Here is a 4,394-nt window from a genome sequence, read left to right on the forward strand (position 1 = left end):
GAACTGCCGACCTACGCCTTCCAGCACGAGCGGTTCTGGCTGGAGTCGGGTGCCTCGGCCGGTGACGTGTCGGCGGCGGGCCTGACCTCGGCCGAACACCCACTGCTCGGCGCCCTGGTCCAACTCCCGGAGGACGGCAGCCTCGTCGCCACCGCCAAACTCTCCCTGCGCACCCACCCGTGGTTCGCCGATCACGTGGTCTCCGGCACCACGCTGGTCCCCGGCTCGGGGCTCGTCGAGTTCGTTCTGCGGGCCGGTGACGAGGTGGGTGCCGGTGCCGTCGAGGAGCTGGTGATCGAGGCGCCGCTGGTGCTGCCGGACACCGGCGGAGTGCAGCTGCGGGTGGCCGTGTCCGGTGCGGACGAGGCCGGGCGCCGGACGGTGGGCGTGTACTCGCGCGCCGAGGACGCTTCCGCCGACCAGCCGTGGATCCGGCATGCCACCGGCACGCTCACCGAGGAGGGCCGCATCGCGGGCGAGAGCCTGACGCAGTGGCCTCCGGTGGACGCCCGGGCGGAGGATCCGGCGGAGTTCTACGAGCGCCAGGCCGGGGCCGGTGTGGTGTACGGGCCGTCGTTCCAGGGGCTGCGGGCGGTGTGGACGCGCGGTGAGGAGGTCTTCGCCGAGGTCGAACTGCCCGAGCAGCTCCAGGGCGAGGCTGGCCGCTACGGCCTGCACCCGGCACTCCTGGACGCCGCTCTCCAGGCGAGCACCTTCTGCGCGGAGCCCGGGGGGTCCGCCGACGAGGTCCGGCTGCCGTTCGCCTGGAACGGTGTCCGTCTGCACGCCGCCGGCGCCACCCACCTGCGGGTGCGGGCCGTGCGGGCGGGGGACGACGCCGTCGCCCTCGACCTCTTCGACGCCCGGGGTGAGCAGGTCGTGGCCGTCGACTCGCTGGTGACCCGCCCGGTGTCGGCCGAGCAGTTGTCGTCGGCGGGGCGTGGTGCGGGGGATGCGCTGTTCCGGGTGGAGTGGGTGCCGGTGGTGCTGCCGGAGGGTGGCGCTGTCGAGCCGGAGGTGTTGGATCTGACCGGCGACCTGGTGGGTGGGGTGGCCGGTGAGGGTCCGGAGCGGGCTCGGGTGCTGGCCGGGCGTGCCGTGGAGTGGATGCGGGAGCGGCTGGCGGGTGAGGGTTCCGGTGCGTCGGTCGTGCTGACCCGTGGGGTGGCCCAGGATCCGGCGGTGGCCGCGGTCTGGGGTCTGGTGCGGTCGGCGCAGGCGGAGAACCCGGACCGGTTCGTCCTGGTGGACGTCGACACGGACACGGACGCGCGCGGTCCGGTGGCGCGAGCGGTGGCGTCGGGTGAGCCGCAGGTCGTCCTGGCCGGCGGGGAGGCGCGGGTGCCCCGGCTGGTGCGTGCGGGCGCGGAGGCGGCGGAGCCGGGGTTCGGTTCGCTGGATCCGCGGGGCACGGTGCTGGTGAGCGGTGGTGGTGCTCTGGGTGCTCTGGTGGCGCGGCATTTGGTGGTGGCGCACGGGGTGCGGCATCTGGTGCTGGCGAGCCGTCGAGGTTCCGGTGCTGCCGGTATTGGTGAACTGGTGGAGGATCTGCGGGAGTTGGGCGCCGCGTCGGTGGACGTGGTGGCCTGTGATCTGGGTGACCGGGCGTCGGTGGCGGGTCTGCTGGGCTCGGTGCCGGCGGAGCGGGCGCTGACGGCGGTGGTGCACACGGCCGGTGTGCTGGACGACGGTGTGGTGACGGCGTTGACGCCGGAGCGTCTGGACGGGGTGTTCCGTCCGAAGGTCGACGCCGCCTGGCACCTGCACGAGTTGACCCGCGACACGGACCTGGCCGCGTTCGTCCTCTTCTCCTCCGTCGCCGGTACGCTCGGCACGCCCGGCCAGGGCAACTACGCGGCGGCGAACGCCTTCCTGGACGGTCTGGCGCGGCAGCGGCGGGCCCAGGGCCTGCCCGCGAGCTCGCTCGCCTGGGGCCTCTGGGCGCAGTCGGCCGGCATGGGCGGCCAGTTGGGCGACGGCGACCAGGACCGGGTGGCGCGCTCCGGCATGCTGCCGCTGGCGGCCGACGAGGGCATGGCCCTGTTCGACGCCGGTCTCCGTTCGGCCGAACCGGCCCTGGTGCCGGCCAAGTTGGACCTCGCCGCGATGCGCCGGCAGGCCGCCACCGCCCCACTGGCCCCCGTCTTCCGGAGCCTCGTGCGCTCGGCCCGCCGGGTGGCGGGCGGCGGACCGGCGGCCGGGCAGTCGTTGGCCGACGTGCTGGCGGGGCTCGCCGGGCCGGCGGAGCGCACGGCGCACCTGACGGGCCTGGTGCTGGCCGAGACGGCGGGTGTGCTGGGCCACGCGACGGCCGCCGCGATCCACGAGGAGCAGGCGTTCAAGGACGTCGGCTTCGACTCGCTCTCGGCGATCGAGCTGCGCAACCGCCTGGCCGCCGCGACCGGGGTCCGGCTGCCGGCCACCCTGGTGTTCGACTACCCGACGCCGGCCGAACTCGTCCGGCACCTGGCGGGCGAACTCGTTCCCGACGGCGTCGCCGAGGTGCCCGACCGGGCCGAGGAGGCCCGGCTGCGGCGCGTCCTCGCCTCCGTCCCCTTCGACCGGTTCCGTGAACTCGGCTTGCTGCAAGCCCTGTTGAGGCTCGCGGACACGCCGGACGCCGCAGCCGCGACCGCCGGGTCCGCGCCCGGCGGCAGCACCGACACCGATGCCGGAAGCCTGATCGCGACCATGAGCGTCGACAGCCTCGTGGCCCGCGCCCTCGGCAGCACCAACTGATCCCCCTCAGCCAACACGGAGGAAGAACAACGTGAGTACGTCCGAGGCCAGGCTCGTCGAAGCCCTGCGTGCTTCCTTGCTGGAGAACGAGCGTCTGCGGGAGGAGAACGGCAACCTGCTCGCCACCGGATCCGAGCCGATCGCGATCGTCGGGATGGCGTGCCGGCTGCCGGGCGGGGTGTCCTCGCCGGAGGAGCTGTGGCGGCTTCTGGTGGAGGAGCGGGACGCGATCTCCGGGTTCCCGGAGGACCGCGGCTGGGACCTGGAGGCGCTGTTCGACCCGGATCCGGACCACGTGGGCACCTCCTATGCGCGCGAGGGCGGCTTCCTGGAGGACGCGGCCGGGTTCGACGCCGAGTTCTTCGGCATCTCGCGCCGTGAGGCGCTGGCGATGGACCCGCAGCAGCGGCTGCTGCTGGAGTCCTCGTGGGAGGCCTTCGAGCGGGCGGGCATCGACCCCACCGGGCTCAAGGGGAGCAGCATCGGGGTCTACTCCGGCGTCATGTACCACGACTACGCCACCGCCACGGACGGGCTTCCCGACGAGGTGGAGGGCCTGCTCGGGATCGGCACCTCGGGCAGTGTCGCCTCGGGCCGGGTGTCGTACACGCTCGGTCTCGAGGGCCCGGCGGTGACGCTGGACACCGCGTGCTCGTCCTCGCTGGTGGCGCTGCACCTCGCCGTGCAGTCGCTGCGGCAGGGCGAGACGGAGATGGCCCTCGCCGGCGGCGTGGCGACCATGGCGACGCCCGGTGCGTTCATCGACTTCTCGCGGCAGCGGGGGCTGGCGGTCGATGGCCGGTGCAAGGCGTTCGCGGCCGCCGCCGATGGGACGGCGTGGGCCGAGGGTGTGGCGGTGGTGCTGTTGGAGCGGTTGTCGGAGGCGCGGCGGCGTGGGCACCGGGTGCTGGCGGTGGTGCGGGGTAGCGCGGTGAATCAGGACGGTGCGTCGAACGGTCTGACGGCTCCGAATGGTCCGTCGCAGCAGCGGGTGATTCGGCAGGCGTTGGCGTCGGCGCGGTTGGCGTCGGCGGATGTGGATGTGGTGGAGGCGCACGGTACGGGGACGGCGCTGGGTGATCCGATCGAGGCGCAGGCGTTGCTGGCGACGTACGGGCAGGGCCGTGAGGCCGAACGGCCCCTGTGGTTGGGGTCGTTGAAGTCGAACATCGGTCATGCGCAGGCGTCGGCGGGTGTGGCGGGTGTGATCAAGATGGTGCTGGCGATGCGGCACGGGGTGATGCCGAAGACGCTGCACGTGGACGAGCCGTCGCCGAAGGTGGACTGGTCGGCCGGTGCGGTGGAGTTGCTGACCGAGGCGCGGGAATGGCCGGCGGTCGAGGGGCGCCCGCGCCGGGCCGCCGTCTCCTCCTTCGGGTTCAGCGGCACCAACGCCCATGTGATCCTCGAAGCTCCCGAGGCCGAGCAGCCCGTCGAGACCACCGAGCGTGACGGGCTCCCGGCGGTGCCGTGGGTGCTGTCGGCGCGTTCGCAGGCGGGGCTGCGGGGTCAGGCGGCCCGGCTGCTGGCGCTGGTGGAGGGCGATGCGGAGCTGGATCCGGTGGATGTCGGGTTCTCGCTGGCCACGACGCGGGCCGCGATGGACCACCGTGCGGCGGTGGTCGGTGCCGACCGGGCGGCGCTGTTGGAGGCGC

At 73.8% G+C, this 4,394-nt stretch carries 1 protein-coding gene and 1 pseudogene; both read left to right on the forward strand.

The features are described from left to right. On the forward strand, positions 1-2,739 hold a 2,739-nt coding region (locus AB0E96_RS38695; protein ID WP_359831161.1), incomplete at its 5' end, for a type I polyketide synthase. A gap of 64 nt (positions 2,740-2,803) precedes the next feature. Then, positions 2,804-4,394: pseudogene (locus tag AB0E96_RS38700) on the forward strand (beta-ketoacyl synthase N-terminal-like domain-containing protein); the annotation flags it as partial.

It is taken from the genome of Kitasatospora sp. NPDC036755, assembly GCF_040636595.1.
GTDB lineage: Bacteria > Actinomycetota > Actinomycetes > Streptomycetales > Streptomycetaceae > Kitasatospora.